The following is an 18657-nucleotide window of genomic DNA, read 5'->3' as shown; positions in this document are numbered from 1 at the left end:
AGCAGCAGCACCTTCATCGGCATCGACAGCCAGCGGCCGAGAATGGCTTTCTGCTGGTTGCCGCCGGACAGGTACATGATCTTTTGCGCGGCGGTCGGGGTTTTGACCTTCATTGCCTTGATCTGCTGGTCGGCATTGCCCTTTTCCCAACCGTCGCGCAGCAACCAGCCAAACGAAGAGTGGGCTCCACGGGCGCTGATATTGATGTTCTCGGCGACGCTGGACAGCGGAATGATGCCTTCCTTCTTGCGATCTTCCGGGCACAGCAGTACACCGGCGGCGATGGCATCACGCGGTGAGCGCAGTTGCAGGGCCTCCCCGCATAACTCAAGGCTGCCGGCGCTGGCGCGTTCCAAGCCGCTGAGCAAACGGAACAGCTCCGTGCGCCCTGCCCCGACCAAGCCGAACAACCCAAGGATTTCGCCTTTGCGCACCTCAAAACTGATCGGCTCACGCAAACCCGGCCCCAACAAACCGTCGACCTTGAGCGCCACCTCGCCGTGCTCGCGCGGGCGGTAGTCGTAGATGTCCTGGATGTCGCGACCGACCATGCAGGTCACCAACTGGTCGTGGGTCAGCGCGCTCATGTCATCGAAAGTGCGCACGTAGCGGCCGTCCTTGAACACCGTCACCGCGTTGCAGATGCGGAACACTTCTTCCATGCGGTGCGACACATAGAGCACCACTTTGCCCTCGTCCCGCAGGCGCGCGATGATCGCCATCAAGCGGTCGATCTCCCGCGCCGACAGGCTGCTGGTGGGTTCGTCGAAGGCAATCACATGGGCGCCACGGGACAGCGCCTTGGCGATTTCCACCAGTTGGCGCTGGCCCAGGGACAGGCGCCCGAGTTTTTCCTCGGGGTCGATTTCATCCGCCAGGCCCTTGAGACAGGCCAGGGCCTGCTTGCGCAGCAGGCCCCGGTTGACCACGCCGAAGCGCGCGGGCAAATGCCCGAGGAACAGGTTTTCGGCGACGGTCATTTCCGGCACCAGATGCAGTTCCTGGTGGATCACCGCCACGCCACTAGCGATGCTGTCGGCGGCGCATTTGAACGCCATGGTCTGCGCGCCGATCTGCACGCTGCCGCTGCTGGGAATATAGGCGCCGCCGAGGATCTTCAGCAGCGTCGACTTACCGGCACCGTTCTCGCCCATCAAGGCGTGCACCTGCCCCGGGTGGGCGGTGAAGCTGATGCCGTCCAGCGCCTTGACCCCGGGAAAGGTTTTGCCGATAGCGTCGAAACGCAGGGCCGCCGCCGTCATTTCCACAGCCCGATCTTGGTCAGTTCTTCCTGGAAGTTGGCACGGGTGATCAGGGTCACTTCATCCATGGCCGTGTATTTAGGCGGCTCGGTGCCCTTGGTAACCCACTCGTACATCATCAACGCAGTGTTGTAGCCCTCGATGTGCGGGCTCGGCAGCATCGAGCCGAAGAAGCCGCTGTTGGCCTTCTTCAGTTCGCCGATGGCGTCGGTACCATTGATGCCGATACCGATCACATTGGCCGCAGCGAAGCCGGCGCTTTCGGTGGCGCGCACGCCGCCGAGCACGGTGTTGTCGTTCATGCCGCCGATGATCAGGTTTTTCGCACCGCTGGGCAGCTTGACCAGGGCCGAGTTGGTGGCGTCCATACTGCCGGGGACGTCGAGGGTTTTCAGTGCAGCCGTCAGGATGTGGTCCTTGGGAATACCGGCTTCTTCGAGGGATTTGATCGAGCCGTCGGTGCGTTTCTTGCCGGTGTCGAGTTCATTGAAGGTGTTGATCACCGCGTAGGTGTCCTTCCAGACCCAACCACGTTTTTTCGCTTCGGCGGCCATGGCGGCGCCTTGCTTCTGGCCCACTTCAAACGCGGCCATGCCCAGGTACGGCACGTCCTCCATGAAGTTGCCCTTGGCGTCGACAAAACGGTCATCCACGGCAATCACTTTCAAGCCGTTGGCCTTGGCCTTGGCGACGATCGCCGGGCCCAGGGACACGTCCGGCGGGCAGATCACAAAGCCCTTGGCGCCGTTGGCGGCCAGGCTGTCGATGGCCGAAAGAGTTTTTTCGCCATCAGGCACGGCGATCTTGATCACGGTAAAGCCATGTTCCTTGCCGGCTTTTTCGGCAAAGGCCCATTCGGTCTGGAACCACGGCTCCTCGGCCTGCTTGACCAGAAAACCGATTTTCACTTCTTCAGCGGCCAGCAACAGCCCGCTCAAGCTCATGGCCGAGACCGCCACAGCGGCGCAGCACAGGGAACGGATACCACGACGACGATGATTCATACGGGTGACTCCTTGTTGTTGTTTTTTGTTTGCTGTTTTTTGTAGGAGCGAGCTTGCTCGCGAAAAACGTTAACGATGACGCGTACATCCTGAATGCACACGGCGCGCTCAGGCCTTTCGCGAGCAAGCTCGCTCCTACAGTGAAGCGGTGCAGCTAACCGGCAAAGCGATGGCAAGGCATGCCGGGGACATCGACTTCAATGGCCAGCACCGCGCCGTCCAGAGGGTGATCCAATGGGCTGGCGGCGCTGGTGATATACAAAGTGGTGAGGTTGGGGCCACCGAATACGCAACTGGTGGGGCGACTCACGGGCAACTCGATAATGCGGTCCACCTCCCCCTCGGGCGTCAGGCGCAGCAGGCAACTGCCGTCCCAACGGGCGTTCCAGATGTAGCCTTGACTGTCCATGGCAGAGCCATCCGGCCCGCCGCGCAAGTGCGGCCCGAACCACGGCGTTGCGGGCTCGAGTTGGCCGTCGGCCTGGATCGAATACTGGTAGAGCGTGGCGTCCAGGCTGTCGCCGAAATGCACCTGGCGGCCGTCCTCGCTCCACAGCAAGGTATTGGGAATGCCCAGGCCGTGGAGCAACGGCGTGACCCGGGCATCGACATCGATGCGAAACAGGCCGCCGGAGCGCCGCGTGATCGGCAGGTCTTCGCCGTGTTCGCCGATGTTGTTCTGCATGGTACCCAGCCACAGGCGGCCCTGGGCATCGCAGCGCGCTTCATTGCCACGGTTGCCCGGTTGCGGGTCGGCCACGCACAGCAGGGTCAGGGCTTCCGTGGCCAGGTCCAGGCGGTAGACACCGCTGCTCAGGGTCACCAGCGCATCACCGCGTTCGCACGGGATAAACGCCGAAACGTGCTCGGGTAACTGCCAGATCTGCAACTGCCCGCCCATCAGGCGCAGGGCCTGTTTGCCGGCGATATTGACCCAGTACAGCGCCTGGGTCGGCACGTCCCAGAACGGGCCTTCCCCCAGTTGCGCACGGTGCTCAGTGACAGCGGTACACGACATGACGCCTCCTGATAAGTGTTTACAGCGAGTCACGGGATGGCGTGCCATCCACCAGGCGCTGGATGCGCAACGGGTTGGCGTTTTTCAACGCGTCAGGCAGCAGGCTGTCAGGGTAGTTCTGGAAGCACACCGGACGCAGGAAACGGTCGATGGCCAAGGTGCCGACCGAGGTGCCACGGGCATCCGACGTCGCTGGATACGGGCCGCCATGCACCATCGAATCGCAGACTTCGACGCCGGTCGGGTAGCCGTTGAGCAGGATGCGCCCGACTTTCTGTTCCAGCAGCGGCGTGAGTTCGGCGAACTGTTGAAAGTCTGCCGGTTCGCCAATGATCGTCGCCGTGAGCTGGCCGTGCAGGCCGTGCAAGGCGGCGCTCAGCTGGGCTTGATCAGCGACCTCGACAAACACCGTGGTAGGGCCGAAGACTTCTTCCTGCAGCACTTCATCGCCCTCGAGCAACAAGCGCACATCGGCCTTGAACAGCTGCGGTTGTGCCTGATTGCCCGCCTGGGTGCTACCGGCCACATGCTGAATGCCAGGGTGCGCCAGGAGTTTTTCCAGGCCTTTGCCGTAGCTGCTCAGGGTGCCGGCATTGAGCATGGTTTGCGCCGGTTGCTCACCGATCAGTTGGGCGACCTGTTGGGTAAACGCGGTGAACTGCGGCGAGGCGATACCGATCACCAGGCCAGGGTTGGTGCAGAACTGACCGCAGCCCTGCACCACCGACGCGGTCAGGTCCCGCGCGACCGCTTCCGCCCGCGCCTGCAGGGCCTGGGGCAGCACGATCACCGGGTTAATGCTCGACATCTCGGCAAACACCGGGATCGGCTGCGGGCGCGCCGCTGCCATATCGCACAAGGCGCGACCGCCCTTGAGCGAGCCGGTAAAGCCCACTGCCTGGATCGCCGGGTGCTTGACCAGCGCCTCGCCGACGCCGCCACCGAAGATCATATTGAACACGCCCGCCGGCATCTCGGTCGCTTCTGCCGCGCGAATGATTGCATTGGCCACCTGCTCAGCCGTGGCCATATGCCCGCTGTGGGCCTTGAACACCACCGGGCAACCGGCCGCCAGCGCCGCTGCGGTATCGCCGCCGGCGGTGGAAAACGCCAGGGGGAAGTTGCTCGCGCCAAACACGGCGACCGGGCCCAGGCCGATGCGGTATTGGCGCAGGTCCGGGCGTGGCAGTGGCTGGCGATCGGGTAACGCCTTGTCGATGCGTGCGCCGTAGAAATCACCGCGACGCAGCACCGTGGCGAACAGGCGCATCTGGCCGCTGGTACGCCCGCGCTCGCCTTTGATACGTGCGGCAGGCAGCGCGGTTTCGCGGCAGACCAACTCGATGAAGTTATCGCTCAGGCCATCCAGCTCGTCGGCGATCGCATCCAGGAACTGCGCACGGCGCGCGGCACTCAACGCACGGTACGCGGGATACGCCGCGGCGGCGGCCTTGGCGGCGGCATCCACCTCTTCCGGCGTGGCCTGGTAGAAATCCTGGGGCAAGGTTTCGCCCGTGCTGGCATCGACGCTGTGCAGCTTGACGCTGCCGCTGGCGCTGCGCTGGCCGCCGATGTAGTTGTGGCCGAGGAACTGGGTCATGTTGATCTCCTTAAAGGGGGGTGACTTGGCCGGGTTCAAAGGCCGCCTCGCTGCTGCCGACGCCATTGACCAACGACGCGCCGAACTCGGCCTGGCTGATCTCGAACACATCGCCCGGTTGGGTACGTATACCATCGGCGAATGACAGCGTGGCGGTGCCGAAGAAGTGAATGTGCACATCGCCCGGCTTGAGGAACTGGCGGTATTTGAAGTGGTGGTACTCGAGGTTTTCCAGGCTGTGGCACATATTGGCCTCGCCACTGAGGAATTCGTTCCGCCAGATTTCCTCGCCGTTACGCAGGATGCGGCTGGTGCCGGCCAGGTGCTGGGGCAACTCGCCCACGCGCAGTTCGGGGCCGTAGCTGCAACTGCGCAGCTTGGAATGGGCCAGGTACAGGTAGTTCTTGCGCTCCATGATGTGGTCGGAGAACTCGTTGCCCACTGCAAAACCCAGGCGATAGGGCTTGCTGTCCGGGCCGATCACATAAAGGCCGCCGATTTCCGGTTCTTCACCGGCGTCTTCGGCAAACGGGGGCACCGGGAAGGCTTCGCCTGGGCGCACGACGATGCTGCCGTCGCCCTTGTAGAACCATTCCGGTTGCACACCGGCCTGGCCGGCAGCGGGCTTGCCGCCCTCCACGCCCCATTTGAAGATGCGCATGGTGTCGGTCAAAGCGCTCTCATCGCCGGCCTGCTGGTGCATTTTGTCCCGCGCCGAGGCGCTGCCCAGGTGGGTCAGGCCGGTGCCGCTGATGAGCATATGGGCCGGGTCCGGATGATCCAACGGCGGCAAAATCTTCAAGTCGGCCAGCAGTGCGGCGTAGTCATGGCTGTCGCCCAGGCCCAGGCTCTCGACCTGCTGCTGCAACTTGACGCCCGCCTCGATGGCGGCCAGCGCCAGTTCGCGCACGCTGCGCGCGGTACGCACTTCGCGCACTGTGGTGCCTTCTACAACGCCGACCCGGCGTTCACCGTTGCTTGACTCGAACTGAACTAAACGCATCAGACTTCTCCCAGATTAAGTACGTGTGGCGCCACGGGCGCTGGCGGCGAATTGATCGGCGGGCAGTACGTGCTTGCGCTCCAGCACGCGGTAGACCACGCCGGTCAAGACCAGCCCGAACACCATGACCCCGGACAGGAAGTACAAGCCCGAGGCGAGGTTGCCGGTGTATTCCTTGAGCGCACCGATCACGAACGGCCCGATATAGCCGCCGAGGTTGCCCACCGAGTTGATCAAGGCAATGCCCGCCGCCGCACTGGCGCCGGCAAAGAAGCGCCCCGGCAAGGTCCAGAACACTGCGGTGCAGGAAAACAGCGCAAACGCCGCCAGGCACAACGCGGCCATTTGCAGCACCGGCACACTCAGCCAGGCACTGCAGAACAGGCCGATGGCGCCGAGCACATACAGCACCGCCAGGTGGCCGTAGCGATCATTCAGGCGGTCCGAACTGCGCGGGATGATCAGCAGGCCGATGATGCCGAAGATGTACGGCACGGCGGAGATAAAACCGGTGACCAGGTCGGTGCCGCCGAACTGTTTGATCAGGGTCGGCAGCCACAGGCCCAAGCCGTAAATGCTCAGGGTCACCGGCAGGTAGAACAGCGCCAGCAGCAACACGCGCTTGTCCTTGAGGGCATGCAGCGGGTTGCCGTGGCGGGTCTGGCCGTAGGCTTGCAGGTCTTTGTCCAGCTCACCGGTGAGCCAGGCCTTTTCGTCGTCGCTCATCCATTTGACCTGCCTGGGGCCATCCGGCAGGTAGCGCAGCACCGGCCAGGTCAGCAGGATCGCCGGGGTGCCGATCACGATGAACAGCCACTGCCAGCCATGCAGGCCGAGGATGCCATCCATGCCCAGCAGGCCGCCGGACACCGGGCCGGTGATCATCATCGCAATCGGTTGGGAGAGGATGAACAGCCCGAGGATCTTGCCGCGATGGCGCACCGGGAACCATTGGGTGATGTAGTACAGGACGCCGGGAAAGAATCCGGCTTCGGCCGCGCCGAGCAGGAAGCGCATCACATAGAAACTGTGCGGCCCTTGCACGAAGGCCATGCCGATGGTGATCGCGCCCCAGGTGATCATGATCCGCGCAAACCAGCGCCGTGCGCCGAAGCGGTCGAGCATCAGGTTGCTGGGGATCTCGAAGAGGAAGTAGCCAATGAAGAACAACCCCGCGCCCAGGCCATAGGCCGCATCGCCGATACCGACGTCGGCGCCCATGTGCAGCTTGGCAAACCCCACGGCGGAACGGTCCACGTAGGCGATCAGGTACAGCAGGATCAGGAAGGGAATCAGTTTCAGCGTGATGCGCCGGATAAGCCGCAGTTCCTGGCTCATGGGGGTCGATCTCCGATTGTTGTTTTTATAGAAGCTCGGGGGACGCCTCTCGCGGAAATCCGCCAGGGTCATACCTCAGTTAAGCCAGACTATATAGTAGGACTATTTGCAAAACAACTCTTCCAAAGCATCGATTTTGCGCTTATGTTTAAGCACGCATAGAACATATAGTCATACAATAAGAGAATCGATCATGTCTGATAAAAAGCCCGGCCTACGCTCCGCCCAGTGGTTTGGTACCGCCGACAAAAACGGCTTCATGTACCGCAGCTGGATGAAGAACCAGGGCATCGCCGACCATCAGTTCCATGGCAAGCCGATCATCGGTATCTGCAATACCTGGTCGGAGCTGACCCCGTGCAACGCGCATTTCCGCCAGATCGCCGAGCACGTCAAACGTGGCGTGATCGAGGCCGGTGGCTTCCCGGTGGAATTCCCGGTGTTCTCCAACGGCGAATCCAACCTGCGCCCCACCGCCATGCTCACCCGTAACCTGGCGAGCATGGACGTGGAGGAAGCGATTCGCGGCAACCCGATTGACGGTGTGGTGCTGCTGACCGGCTGCGACAAAACCACCCCGGCCCTGCTGATGGGCGCCGCCAGTTGCGACGTGCCGGCCATCGTGGTCACTGGCGGGCCGATGCTCAACGGCAAGCACAAGGGCCAGGACATCGGCTCCGGCACCGTGGTGTGGCAGCTCAGCGAACAGGTCAAGGCCGGCACCATTACCCTGGACGATTTCCTCGCGGCCGAAGGTGGCATGTCGCGCTCGGCGGGCACCTGCAACACCATGGGCACCGCGTCGACCATGGCCTGCATGGCCGAGGCACTGGGCACCTCCCTGCCCCACAACGCGGCGATCCCGGCGGTGGATGCGCGGCGTTATGTGTTGGCCCACATGTCCGGCATGCGTGCGGTGGAGATGGTGCGCGAAGACTTGAAGCTGTCGAAGATCCTCACCAAGGAAGCGTTTGAAAACGCCATCCGCGTGAACGCCGCCATCGGTGGTTCGACCAACGCCGTGATCCACTTGAAAGCCATCGCCGGGCGCATCGGCGTCGAGCTCGACCTGGACGACTGGACCCGCATCGGTCGCGGCATGCCGACCATCGTCGACCTGCAACCGTCCGGGCGCTTCCTGATGGAAGAGTTCTACTATGCCGGTGGCCTGCCCGCCGTGCTGCGCCGCCTGGGTGAAGCCAACCTGATCCCGCACCCGAACGCCTTGACCGTCAACGGCAAGACCCTCGGCGAGAACACCAAGGACTCGCCGATCTACGGCCAGGACGAAGTGATCCGCACCCTCGACAACCCGATCCGCGCCGACGGCGGCATCTGCGTGCTGCGCGGCAACCTGGCGCCATTGGGCGCGGTGCTCAAGCCGTCGGCGGCCAGCGCCGAGCTGATGCAGCATCGCGGCCGTGCGGTGGTGTTCGAGAACTTCGACATGTACAAGGCGCGCATCAACGACCCGGAACTGGACGTGGACGCCAACTCGATCCTGGTCATGAAAAACTGCGGGCCCAAGGGTTACCCAGGCATGGCCGAAGTCGGCAACATGGGCTTGCCAGCCAAACTGCTGGCCCAGGGCGTGACCGATATGGTGCGGATCTCCGATGCGCGCATGAGCGGTACTGCCTACGGCACCGTGGTCTTGCATGTGGCGCCGGAAGCCGCGGCCGGCGGACCGTTGGCCACGGTGAAGGAAGGTGACTGGATCGAACTCGACTGCGCCAACGGTCGCCTGCACCTGGACATCCCCGACGCAGAGCTGGCGGCGCGCATGGCCGACCTGAAGCCGCCGCAGAACCTGATCGTCGGCGGCTACCGCCAGCTGTATATCGACCATGTGCTGCAGGCCGACCAGGGTTGCGACTTTGACTTCCTGGTGGGTTGCCGAGGGGCTGAAGTCCCCCGGCATTCCCACTAATTGGGATGCTATGATGCCGCGAATTTAAGTCGGAGCATCCCTGTCGTTATGGATCACCAGCCGTCCAAGCCGCGCAAGAGCATGCATGCCCAGATCGTTCAGGACTTGGGTATGCACATCGTTTCAGGTCGCTTCAAGCCCGAAGAACGGCTGCCCATGGAGGCCACGCTGTGCGAGGAGTACAAGGTCAGCCGTTCGGTGTTGCGCGAGGCGACCCGGGTGCTCAGCGCCAAGGGCCTGGTGTATTCCAAGCCGCGGGTGGGCGCGGTGGTGCGGCCGCGCTTGAAGTGGCACCTGCTCGACCCGGACGTATTGTCCTGGTTGATGCAGTCCACGCCCCACAGTGAGTTCTTCAATACCCTGGCCGGTGTGCGGCGCATCCTCGAGCCGGAGATCGCCGCCATGGCCGCGACCACCGCCACCGATGAAGACATCGCCACCATCGAAAAAGCCTATCAGGGCATGGAAACCGCGCAGACCCACGAACAGCTGCTGCAGGCCGACCTGGACTTCCACCGCGCCATCGCCGACGCCACCCGTAACGACCTGCTCGCCTATATGTGCAACATGCTGTCGTTGCCGCTGCGCGAGTCGATCAACATCACCAACCGCCGCCCGGACATCCAGGGCCTGAGCCTGCCCCGGCACAAGGCGATCCTCACCGCGATCCAGAACCGCGACGCCCTCGGCGCGCGGCATGCGTCGCTGGTGCAGTTGGATGACACGCGAGTGGCGTTGGATACGGTGATGAATGTGCTGACGCCGTTGTAATGTAAACGCAGTCAAATGTGGGAGGGGGCTTGCCCCCTCCCACATTGAAGCTGTGCAGGCTGTTAGAGGGTGTAGGCGATCCCTACCTGCACCGTGCGCGGTTCACCTGGGTAGGCGTACACATTGCCGAACGCACCTTCTTCATACTCTCGATTAAACAGGTTTTTCACGTCCAGGTTCAGCCGCACCTTGTCGTTGACCTTGTAGTAGCTGAGCAGGTCGACCACGGTGTAGGCGTCCATCGAGAAGGCGTTGTTGGAGGTCTGCCCGGCCCGTTCATCCACATACTTGCCACCCGCGCCGAGGCCCAGGCCCTTGAGGGCGCCGTCCTGGAACTCGTAGACGTTGAGCAGGCTGAAGCTGTTACGCGGGATGTTCAGCAAGCGCGTGCCGCTGCGCAGGGTGTTGTCCTTGGTCACTTCGGCATCCACGTAGGCGTAGCCACCGATCACACGCCACTCGGGGGTGATATTGCCCGCCACGTTCAGGTCGAAACCACGGCTGCGCACCTGGCCGGCGGCGACGCTGAAGGTGGAGTCGAGAGGGTCGGTGGTGAGCACGTTTTTCTTCTCGATCTGGTAGATCGCAGCGTCGACGCTGAGTTGACGGTCCAGGGCTTCCCACTTGATGCCCATCTCGTAGGATTTGCCTTTCTCCGGCTCAAAACCACCGCCCTGGCGACTGGCGCCGGTGTTGGGCTTGAACGAACGTGCGGCGTCGGCGTAGACCGCGACGGTGTCGGTGAGGTCGTAGATCACGCCCACGCGTGGGGTGACGGCGTTGTCGCTGGCTTCCCAGCTTTTACCGCCCGGCACGTAGGTGTGGTAGTCGTGCTCGAAGCGCTCGAAGCGTGCGCCGGCAAGGACTTTAAGGCGCTCGGTCAGGGCCACCTGATCCTGCACGAAGGCCGCGTAGGTCTTGAGGTTTTCCTTGTCGTGGGTCGGCGTGCGCGTGAGGTTCGGGCGCGCCTGGCCGTAGACCGGGTTGAAGATGTCGATTGAATAAGCACCCACTGCGCCGCTGGAGCGCTGGATGATCGACTTATAGTCGTAGTCTTCGAACTCGACGCCGGTGAGCAAGGTGTGGTCGAAACCACCGGTGGAGAAATGCCCGGTGAGGTTGAGCTGGGTGTCCTTGTCGGTCCACTCCAGTTTGCGGTAGTTGAAGTTGCGGCCCAGGGTGCGACCGTCGGCGGCCAGGCCGTTGGCTTCAATGGCATTGCCTTGCAAGGTGCCGTCCAGCCATTGGAAACCACCGCCCAGGGTCCAGCTGTCATTGAGCAGGTGCTCGAAACGCAGCTGGGCCATGCTGTTGTCGTTGTGCAGTTTGCCGGCGTCTTTTTCACCCCAGAAGGTGTCGCGCGAGGCGGTGCCTTTTTGATTGGGGTAGCGCGTCAGGCCACGGTCCAGCGGGTGGTTGTTGCGCATGAAGTCGCCTTCGAAGATCACCTTGGTGTCATCGCTGGCCTGCCAGGTGATCACCGGGGTCACGCCGTAGCGTTCGGTTTCGACATGGTCACGGAAGGTGTCACCGCCCTCGCCCACCACGTTCAGGCGATAGGCCAGGCGACCTTGTTCGTCCAACGGGCCGGAAGCGTCGAGGGTGGCGCGCTGCATGCCCTGGTCATCCAGTTGGCTGCCGAGGGTCACGGTCGGCTCGGCCAGCGGTTGCTTGGAGACCACGTTGAAGGTGCCGCCAGGGTCGCCACGGCCATACAGCATGGTTGCCGGGCCGCGCAGCACTTCGAGACGTTCGATGGTGTTGGCGTCCGGCATGTTCGGGTAGCCCCGGTTGATCGGGAAACCGTTGCGGTAGAACTCGCCGGTGGTAAAGCCACGTACGGTGAAGGTGGTGAGCCCCTGCCCGCCAAAGTTGTTGGCACGGCCGACGCCGCCGGCGTAGTCCAGGGCGTCCTGCAAACGGGTGGCGCCGATGTCTTCGACCACATCCTTGGACACGACGCTGATGGACTGCGGGGTTTCATGAATCGAGGTGTCGGTGCGCGTCGCACTCGCCGAACGTGTGGCGTGGTAGCCCTTGACCGGCCCTTGCGCCGTCTCGTAGTCCGCCTCGCCGGTGACATTGGTGGCTTGCAGCTCAAGACTGGCCTTGTCGGCAGGGACAACCTCGGCCCAGGTAAACGGGGAAAACGCCTGAAGCACGCAGAGGGAAATCAGGGTACGACGCATGGATGTTGAACCTAGTGAATGAGCCAGATGGGGCGGCAAACCTGCCAAAAAACGCGGGAATGGTATACCAAGTCATTCGCGTTTGACATCTATTCTCATTCACTATTTTTCAGGTAACAGCTTTGTATCGATCTGTAGGAAATTGGACGCGAGGCAAATGTGGGAGGGGGCTTGCCCCCGATATCGGTGTATCAATCACAGCAACATCGACTGGTCTACCGCTATCGGGGGCAAGCCCCCTCCCACACTTGGATTTTTATACAACGTTAGAAGTGGATCCGATCAGCGATACCGCTCCAACCAATGGGCGTAAGGCGCCGGCAAGGTCCAGGAGGATTTCTCCACGCCCAGCTCCTTGGCCGCAAAGTACGCCCAATGCGGGTCAGCCAGGTGCGCACGACCGACCGAGACCAGGTCCAGGTGCCCAGCCTGCAACGCACCTTCCGCCAGTTGCGGCGTGCCAAAGCCCCAGGCCGAGGTCACCGGGATGCCGGCTTCGCGGCGCACGCGCTCGGCGATCGGACCCATGAAGGCCGGACCCCACGGGATATTCGTGTCGGGGATGGTGAAACCGACGCTGACGCTCAGCAGGTCCAGGCCGCCGGCCTTGAAGTTGCGGGCCAGTTCGATGGATTCGGTCAGGGTCTGTTCGTCACGGCCGTCGTATTCGATCACGCCAAAACGTGCGGTCAGCGGCAGGTTTTCCGGCCAGACCTCGCGCACGGCAGCGAGGGTTTCCAGGAGGAAACGGCTGCGGTTGTCGAAGCTGCCACCGTAGGCGTCGGTGCGCTGGTTGGAATGCTCGGAGAAGAAGCTCTGGCCCAGGTAGCCATGGGCGAAGTGCAGTTCGATCCATTCGAAGCCGGCGTCACGGGCACGGCGGGCGGCGTCGACGAAGTCCTGCTTGACCCGAGCGATGTCGTCCAGGGTCATGGCCCGTGGCACTTGCGGCAGGTTGGCACCGAAGGCGATGGCCGACGGTGCGATGGTTTCCCAGCTGCGCGCATCGGAGACAGGTATGTGGTCGTCCCCTTCCCACGGGCGGTTGGCGCTGGCTTTGCGACCGGCGTGGCCGATCTGGATGCCTGGCACCGAGCCGGCGGCCTTGATGGCCTTGACCATGGGCACGAACGCTTCGGCGTGGGCGTCGCTCCACAGACCGGCGCAACCTGGGGTGATACGCCCCTCAGGCGCGACAGCGGTGGCTTCGACCACCAGCAAACCGGCGCCGCCCCGGGCCATACTGGCCAGGTGCACGAGGTGCCAGTCGTTGACGATGCCGTCATCGGCCATGTATTGGCACATCGGCGGGATGGCGATGCGATTGCGCAGGGTGACGTCTTTGAGTGTGAACGGTTCGAACAAAGCGGACATTGAGAACTCCGGGAGCGAGTGGATGATTCGATAGTTCGATGGTAATCGAACTATGGTATTCGATGATAGCCCCCTGTTATGATTCGTTTCATGCGAGCCTTTAAACACCCCACCCCGGAAGACCTGACCCTCGAGCGCCTGCTGTACGCTCTGAGTGATCCGGTGCGCCTGGAGATTGTCCGCTGCCTGGCCGGCGTGCCCGAGGCCAGTTGCGGCGAACTGGACGGCGGGCGCCCCAAGTCCAGCATGTCCCACCACTTCCGGGTCCTGCGCGATGCCGGCCTGGTCCACACCCGCAGCGTGGGCACTACCCACATGAATTCATTGCGCGGCGAGGTGCTTGAGGAACGGTTTCCGGGATTGTTGCAGAGCATCCTGACGCAACGATAAAAGCCGGATCAGTCCAGCAGCGCGATCAGCCGCGACTCGATCGTCATGTCCCGCACGTCCAGCACCGCCAACGTCACCGGCAATTTGAAGCGCCGCCGCCCTGCACTGCCGGGGTTTACGTACAGTGTTGCGCCCCGCCATTCGATCAGGGGCTTGTGCGAATGGCCGGTGATCACCAGCCGAGTAGACGTGTCGAGTAAGGCGGGTACGTCGGCGATATCATGCACCACCAACGTCCGCCATCCGTCCACCTCCAGCATCAGATGGTCGGGCACCAGCTCCGCCCACGCCGCGTCCTGGTCATTGTTGCCACGCACCACATGCAGGGGCGCGATCTGTGCCAATTGCTGAAGAATCTCAGGGCTGCCGATATCGCCGGCATGGATGATCTGCTCACATCCCTGCAAGGCAGCGACAGCCTCAGGGCGCAGCAGGCCGTGGGTGTCGGAAATCACGCCAACTCTGGACATCGTGGTCCTATTTTTCGGATGAAGGCGCAGCGAGCGACTGCGCTCTGTAGGTTGTGTAAATCTTTTGAACCTCAGGATTATCAAGGCTTTCGTAGGTAATCCTTTCCTTATCAAGCCCATCCAGACCTTTTAGGCCACCTATCATTCCTGGCCATTCATCACGATGTGCAATATCGACCACGAAGGGCTGCAGGTAATCATTCAGATGCCCTTTAAACGGCTCTTTGATTTCCGCACTGAGTGCCCGGAGGTAATCATCCTTGTTGGTTTTTGACCATTCAATGGCGAACTTGGCTCGATAACAAAGCTCCATGAAAACAAGCAGAATCGTGCGCCCATTGCCATCGAGAAAAGGATGCGCGAATGCCAACTGGCCCATGACGTCACCAGAGCGATCCCTAAAGCGCTTCTTGTTCGACGCCAGTTCAAATGCATAGTCGACGGAGAGCTTGATCGATGCCGGATGCTCAAACGGGGTATGGTGTGGATCGTCTTGAGAACCTTTGAAAACGGCAAGATGTGGAACAAGCTCAGTTCGATCCTTACCCGCCCAGTGATAAAAATCCGAGAACAGGATCTCGTGCACTTTGAGTACGGACGAGTAATCGATACTTTTTTTTTGGGCCAAGTATCGAAGCGCGTCTTCCATACTCAGTTCGAACGATAGATGCTCTGACTCTTTTACTTCGATGGGATCTTTAAGCTGTAGAGCATTTTGAAGGTACCCATCGGTCTCAAAATCGCCGAAGGGATCAAAATTCATGCGCTTAGCTTCTTCTTGGAGCGCCGCTTCTCTTTGAGGTAACTGCCCTGAAGCGCCAGGGTTTCCGATTTACTCAGAACACCCTTCCTCTTGAGATTGACCAACAGTTGCTCCACACCATCCAGCTCGACCACATCACCAGCCAGGCTGGTAATCGCAGCAGCCATTCGGCTTATGCCATCACGCTCAGCGGTAACATGATGAGCCCTGGCCAGGCGGCGCACATGGCTGGCAATACTGATATCGGCTGTTTTAGTCATCTGAAATCCCTCAATTAGCCTCCAGAGCATAGCATGGCGCCCTCCTCCCACTTCAACCGAAGCGCACGTCACTTAAACGTTTCTGGTTCAGGGCGAACCGTCCCCGCAAGCCGGCGTTCGAGCTAAGTCGCTCCCTGGCAGACCAGCGCGCCATCCAGATACACGCGGTCCTTGCCATTGCCCTTGGAGGCGTAGAGATTGCGGTCGGCACGCTTGAGGACCGCCGACATATCGGCCCCGGCCGTAAAGCACGTCATGCCCGCACTGCAGGTGTAGTGATGGGGCGGCGCGACACTGCAGCGGATCGCTTGCAGCAGGCGCAGCGCGTAATCGGTGGCGAGATCGGGGTCATCGACCAGCAGCAGCACGCCGAATTCCTCGCCGCCAATCCTGCCGAAACTGTGGCTGCCGGGGGTGGATTTCAGGCACGCGGCCATGGCGCAGAGAATCCGGTCGCCGACATCATGGCCGAACTGGTCATTCTTCAATTTGAAACTGTCGATATCCAACATCATGAAGTAACCGGTATCACCGGCCGCAATCAGTTTGGCGAAGCCCTCCATAAAGGCGCGCCGGTTCAGGATGGAGGTCAAGTAATCCGTCTCGGCCAATTCCCGAAACTCACTCTCGACCAGTAACACGGAGCGCAGGTTTTTCAGGTAGTAGACATTCAAGATAAAGCCGATCGACACCGACGCCGCACAAAAAATAAACACATAGGTGTCGACGCCGTCATAAAGGCTCAGCTGAATGTTGGGCCACGTCAGTAACCAGACCAGGGCGGCGCAGACCAGAAAATCCTGGACCACGATAAACAGGATTGCGCTGCTCATCACCAAGGTTACGGCCAGCGGCAAGGCGAACACCTGCAACGCGGGGCGGGTGTGCACCACATAGGCAAAACCTGCGGACAGCAGCACCATGTAGAACCCGCCGAGGGCCCGCCACAGCACATAATGCGTCACCATCCGGTGAACCCCATACACCACGCACAGCCCCAGCGTGACCAGCACCACCGGCCAGCCGAACATTCCCCCACGATCCACCAGCAACACCGCCAGCCAGGCGAAAATCCCGATCAGTTCGGCCTGGGCGATGGCAGGCGACAACAGCCTCTGCATCCGTGGCCTGAGTTTCACATTTGCCGGCATCCCGTCACTCCCTGTGAATGCGTGGCCGGTGTGTCATCGGCATGACTCAGTTGAAGACTGTGCAGGCAAATCGCAAACGAATAGGCCATGAACCGTCTTACCAGCACGACAAAAGGTGGCAGGACTTCAAGCTGCGTCTTGGAATGAATCTTGAAATAGCCCCGCTCGGCCCCCTCTTGCACCAGACGAATGACGTGGGTCTTGGACACCGAAAGTTGCTCAGCGATGGAAAGGTAGGACGAAGACCTGAAACTTGCGCCCTGATTATCCCGCGCACACGCATCGTTATAGATCGCCAGCATCAACATATGCCCGGCATCGCGCTTTACCAGCCAATAACAATCGGGCATCAACAGGTCAATGCTCAGGTTACGGCAGAGAAGCACCGAAAACCCTTTGAAATACCGGGCCAGATAGGCGCGATCATCCAACCCGGCCATTGAGGCGCACACCGCGGGTTCGGGGCACATCACGCCCAGCGGCTCGACCACGGACGTGAGCATCGGCCTGATCTCCGCGCAGGCTTGGGACGATGGGCTGAACAGCCGCAGACGGCTGTCGTCCGGATGCCTCGACACCGTCATGAACCCCAGCGCCCTGAACAGCAGGAAGATCGACTCCAGGCTGTTTCGCGAACAGAACCCGCGCGCCACACAAAACGCTTTCACCTCGGACAGCAAGGGGACCGGCTTGGCGAAATACGTACTCAATAACGTAAAGGACACCATCAAGCGACTGAACTTCAGTGCCGTCTTGTAGAAAAACGGTCTTTTTGAATAGCACTCCAGCAGAGCCGAATAATGGGTACGAATACACCCGTCAAAATCCACATGGCGCTCAAACGCCCGCGCCGACTGTTCAATCGCCAGCTTCAACGAACCACTGCACATGAGAAAGAGCCCTGATCAAACAACTTGGATTCACTGATCTCAATTGCAGCACCGGTAATGGCGTTTTGCCTTGAGCGCAATCTATCGTGATTAGCTCAGGGGACATCGTCGTTACCAAAATTGTTCCAAAAAACCCAGGCGGCTTAACCGTTTCAGTCGCCGCGGCGAACCTTCCCCGCAAGCCGGCGTCCGAGCTAAGGCACTGTTGCCTACCGCTCGCCGCGAGGTTGTCGTTTGAAAGCCGCCATCATCAAAAAGTACCGCCTGATCATCAAGACCATGGGCTATGTGGGCTGGTCGCTGTTCTGGCTGTTGCTGTGGGACGTCGCCGTCACCGTGGACTTCATGCTGTTCCTCACCGCCAAGATCAATTTGCCGCTGATGCCCCTCACCCTGCTGGGCTCGGCACTGATCGTGCTCATCAGCTTTCGCAACAGCAGCGCCTATAACCGCTGGTGGGAGGCCCGTACGCTATGGGGCGCGATGGTCAACAATTCACGCAGCTTCGCGCGGCAGGTATTGACCCTGCTGGACGACCCCGACGGCGAAGTGAACCCGGTCAAGGCCACCCTGCTGCGCCGCCATGTGGCCTATGTGAATTGCCTGGCTGCGCACCTCAAGGGCGAGCCGTGCCCTGATGAAGTACGCGCCTTTATCCCCTCCGAGGAATTCGCCCGCAACGGCGCCACCAATAATTTCGCCAATGACATCCTCACCGGCTCGGCGGCGTTGCTGGCCAGGGAATACAAGGCAGGGCACCTGGACAGCATTCGCCTGGCACGGCTGGAGTCGACCCTGGTGGATTTGTCCAATGCCCAGGGCGGCATGGAGCGGATCGCCAACACGCCACTGCCCTACCCTTACGTGTATTTCCCACGCCTGTTTATCTCGCTGTTCTGCCTGATCGTACCCGTGGGCCTGGTGGAATCCCTGGGCTGGTTCACCCCGCTGGCGTCCACCGTGGTGGGCTTTATGCTGCTGGCCATCGAACGCATCGGCACCGACCTGCAAAGCCCGTTCCGCTCCAGCGAACACCAGATCCAGATGGAAGCCATCTGCGAAACCATCGAGAAAAACCTGCAATCGATGCAGCGTGATGCGCTGGGTGGCGAGCGCATCGGATAAACACGCCCTTCGGCCTAAAGTGCGTGCTCCCGCAGTCGATACAAAGGGAGTACGCATGGGCCACATCCCCTCAAAACAACACATGCGACGCTCGACGCCACTGTTTTCTCCTTGCCAAA

The 18657-nt window shown here is 61.4% G+C and carries 17 protein-coding genes; 4 read left to right on the top strand and 13 right to left on the bottom strand.

Annotated elements, in window-relative coordinates:
* From BB029_RS14845 to BB029_RS14820, 6 genes are all read right to left on the bottom strand, one after another.
* Positions 1–1262: ATP-binding cassette domain-containing protein (locus tag BB029_RS14845; protein ID WP_065939048.1), on the bottom strand; the 1262-nt coding region annotated here is incomplete at its 3' end.
* A complete protein-coding gene (locus BB029_RS14840) occupies positions 1259–2266 on the bottom strand; it encodes a substrate-binding domain-containing protein (RefSeq protein WP_065939750.1) in 1008 nt (335 codons plus the stop codon). The genes BB029_RS14840 and BB029_RS14845, both read right to left, overlap by 4 nt.
* Before the next feature lie 154 nt (positions 2267–2420).
* Complete coding sequence (locus BB029_RS14835; RefSeq protein WP_065939749.1) at positions 2421–3284, bottom strand: SMP-30/gluconolactonase/LRE family protein; 864 nt, start codon at positions 3282–3284, stop codon at positions 2421–2423.
* A gap of 19 nt (positions 3285–3303) precedes the next feature.
* The gene (locus tag BB029_RS14830) at positions 3304–4884 is read right to left on the bottom strand and encodes an aldehyde dehydrogenase (NADP(+)) (RefSeq protein ID WP_065939748.1); all 1581 of its coding nucleotides are present in this window, start codon (positions 4882–4884) and stop codon (positions 3304–3306) included.
* Between the two features lie 10 nt (positions 4885–4894).
* Entirely contained in the window at positions 4895–5887 is a 993-nt protein-coding gene (gene araD1 / locus BB029_RS14825) for an AraD1 family protein (RefSeq protein WP_065939747.1), read from the bottom strand.
* Between the two features lie 15 nt (positions 5888–5902).
* Entirely contained in the window at positions 5903–7225 is a 1323-nt protein-coding gene (locus tag BB029_RS14820; protein WP_065939746.1) for an MFS transporter, read from the bottom strand.
* Positions 7226–7418: 193 nt separating this feature from the next.
* Between BB029_RS14820 and BB029_RS14815 the strand changes: the two genes are divergently transcribed.
* Both BB029_RS14815 and BB029_RS14810 read left to right on the top strand, forming a co-directional pair.
* Positions 7419–9155: an IlvD/Edd family dehydratase gene (locus tag BB029_RS14815; protein ID WP_027603618.1), complete on the top strand. Its 1737-nt coding sequence runs from the start codon at positions 7419–7421 to the stop codon at positions 9153–9155.
* A 48-nt stretch (positions 9156–9203) separates the two neighbouring features.
* A complete protein-coding gene (locus BB029_RS14810) occupies positions 9204–9926 on the top strand; it encodes a FadR/GntR family transcriptional regulator (protein ID WP_027603617.1) in 723 nt (240 codons plus the stop codon).
* A gap of 62 nt (positions 9927–9988) precedes the next feature.
* Here the strand turns inward: BB029_RS14810 and BB029_RS14805 are convergent, their stop codons facing one another.
* Positions 9989–12115 carry a TonB-dependent siderophore receptor gene (locus BB029_RS14805; RefSeq protein ID WP_065939745.1) on the bottom strand — a complete coding sequence of 709 codons (2127 nt, stop codon included), beginning with the start codon at positions 12113–12115 and terminating at the stop codon, positions 9989–9991.
* A 282-nt stretch (positions 12116–12397) separates the two neighbouring features.
* Positions 12398–13489: an NADH:flavin oxidoreductase/NADH oxidase gene (locus BB029_RS14800; RefSeq protein ID WP_065939744.1), complete on the bottom strand. Its 1092-nt coding sequence runs from the start codon at positions 13487–13489 to the stop codon at positions 12398–12400.
* 78 nt (positions 13490–13567) lie between these two features.
* On the opposite strand from BB029_RS14800, the gene BB029_RS14795 reads away from it, so the two are divergent.
* On the top strand, positions 13568–13879 hold the full coding sequence (locus BB029_RS14795; RefSeq protein ID WP_027603612.1) for a helix-turn-helix transcriptional regulator: 312 nt from the start codon (positions 13568–13570) through the stop codon (positions 13877–13879).
* Between the two features lie 8 nt (positions 13880–13887).
* On the opposite strand, the gene BB029_RS14790 is transcribed toward BB029_RS14795, so the two are convergent.
* The 5 genes from BB029_RS14790 to BB029_RS14770 all read right to left on the bottom strand — a co-directional run bounded on the left by BB029_RS14790 (position 13888) and on the right by BB029_RS14770 (position 17398).
* Complete coding sequence (locus tag BB029_RS14790; protein WP_065939743.1) at positions 13888–14349, bottom strand: metallophosphoesterase family protein; 462 nt, start codon at positions 14347–14349, stop codon at positions 13888–13890.
* A gap of 7 nt (positions 14350–14356) precedes the next feature.
* Positions 14357–15112, bottom strand: a complete 756-nt coding sequence (locus tag BB029_RS14785) for a Fic family protein (RefSeq protein WP_065939742.1) — start codon at positions 15110–15112, stop codon at positions 14357–14359.
* Positions 15109–15372, bottom strand: a complete 264-nt coding sequence (locus tag BB029_RS14780) for a hypothetical protein (RefSeq protein WP_065906106.1) — start codon at positions 15370–15372, stop codon at positions 15109–15111. Before BB029_RS14780 ends, BB029_RS14785 begins: the two co-directional genes overlap by 4 nt.
* 122 nt (positions 15373–15494) lie before the next feature.
* Positions 15495–16523 (bottom strand): GGDEF domain-containing protein, encoded by a 1029-nt coding sequence (locus tag BB029_RS14775; protein WP_065939741.1) that lies wholly within the window; start codon positions 16521–16523, stop codon positions 15495–15497.
* Positions 16508–17398 carry a hypothetical protein gene (locus BB029_RS14770; RefSeq protein WP_256558284.1) on the bottom strand — a complete coding sequence of 297 codons (891 nt, stop codon included), beginning with the start codon at positions 17396–17398 and terminating at the stop codon, positions 16508–16510. Before BB029_RS14770 ends, BB029_RS14775 begins: the two co-directional genes overlap by 16 nt.
* Positions 17399–17647: 249 nt before the next feature.
* On the opposite strand from BB029_RS14770, the gene BB029_RS14765 reads away from it, so the two are divergent.
* Complete coding sequence (locus BB029_RS14765) at positions 17648–18538, top strand: bestrophin family protein (protein WP_065939739.1); 891 nt, start codon at positions 17648–17650, stop codon at positions 18536–18538.
* Positions 18539–18657: the final 119 nt, after the last annotated feature.

The organism is Pseudomonas sp. S3E12 (assembly GCF_001702295.1).
In the GTDB taxonomy this organism is placed as follows: domain Bacteria; phylum Pseudomonadota; class Gammaproteobacteria; order Pseudomonadales; family Pseudomonadaceae; genus Aquipseudomonas; species Aquipseudomonas marginalis.
The sequence above is the reverse complement of the archived record's forward strand: the minus strand, read 5'-3'. Positions and strand labels throughout refer to the sequence as shown.